General features: G+C 69.8%; 1 protein-coding gene. It reads right to left on the bottom strand.

Annotation, left to right across the window (positions count from 1 at the left end):
* The coding region (locus ACWD3H_RS47630; protein ID WP_451959798.1) for a type I polyketide synthase at positions 1-1519 on the bottom strand (1519 nt) is incomplete at both ends.

Here is a 1519-nt window from a genome sequence, read left to right as displayed (position 1 = left end):
CACGATCAGCCGCGACCACCACCGCCCGATGCTCGAACACCGACCGCGTCGCCACCAGCGAGAACGCCACATCGCTCAGCACCGGAGCAGGATCGGTGCCCACATACGACACCAGCCGCCCGGCCTGCGCCCGCAACGCCTCCGCCGTACGACCCGACACCACCACCGAAACCACCGGCGGCTCCACGACGACACCCGGCATCCGGTCCCCTGTGCGAACCCTGGCCTCAGGCTCCGGGAGCTCCGGTCCCTGCTCGACGATCACGTGCGCGTTGGTGCCGCTGATCCCGAACGACGACACACCCGCCCGGCGCGGACGGTCGGTCTCCGGCCACGCCGTCGGCTCGGTCAGCAACTCCACCGCACCAGAGGCCCAGTCCACATGTGACGAGGGTGCGTCCACATGCAGCGTCTTGGGCAGCACCCCGTGCCGCATCGCAAGCACCATCTTGATCACACCTGCCACACCGGCGGCGGCCTGGGTGTGACCGATGTTCGACTTGATCGAGCCCAGCAGCAGCGGCCGATCGTCCGATCTGTCCTGGCCGTAGGTCGCCAGCAGGGCCTGCGCCTCGATCGGGTCACCCAAGGTCGTCCCGGTACCGTGGCCCTCCACCACGTCCACCTCGGCCGGCGACAGCCCGGCGCCGGCCAGCGCCTGGCGGATCACCCGCCGCTGCGACGGACCGTTCGGCGCCGTCAACCCATTCGACGCACCATCCTGGTTCACCGCCGAACCCCGCACCACCGCCAGCACCTCATGGCCGTTGCGCCGCGCGTCCGACAACCGCTCCAGCACCAGCATGCCCACGCCCTCGGCCCACCCCGCACCGTCGGCGCCGTCGGCGAACGCCTTGCACCGTCCATCGGCGGCCAGCCCACCCTGGGCGCTGAAATCGATGAACGAGTTCGGCGTGGCCATCACGGTCACACCACCGGCCAGCGCCAGCGAGCACTCATCACCGCGCAGGGCCTGTGCGGCCAAGTGCAGTGCCACCAGCGAGGAGGAGCACGCGGTGTCCACGGTCACCGCCGGCCCTTCCAGGCCGAGGGTGTAGGACAGCCGGCCGGTCGCGACACTACCGGCGCTACCGGTACCGGAGAAGCTCATCACCTCCGGTGGGAACTCCACACCGGTCGCGTAATCGTGGTACATGACCCCGGCGAACACGCCGGTACGGCTACCGCGCAGCGAGACCGGATCGATCCCGGCCCGCTCGACCGCCTCCCAGGACGCCTCAAGCAGCAGTCGCTGCTGCGGGTCCATCGCCAGCGCCTCGCGGGGCGAGATGCCGAAGAACCCGGGGTCGAACTCCCCCGCGTCGTGCAGGAACCCGCCCTCACGCACGTAACTGGTTCCACGGCTCTCCCGATCCGGGTTGTACAACGCTCCGAGATCCCAGCCGCGCGATGTCGGGAAACCAGTGATCGCGTCGGTCTCCTCGATCACCAGCCGCCACAGATCCTCCGGAGAGGCCACCCCACCCGGATAACGGCACGCCATCCCCACGATCACGAT

The sequence above is a fragment of the Streptosporangium sp. NPDC002607 genome, from assembly GCF_053592655.1.
The sequence above is the reverse complement of the archived record's forward strand: the minus strand, read 5'-3'. Positions and strand labels throughout refer to the sequence as shown.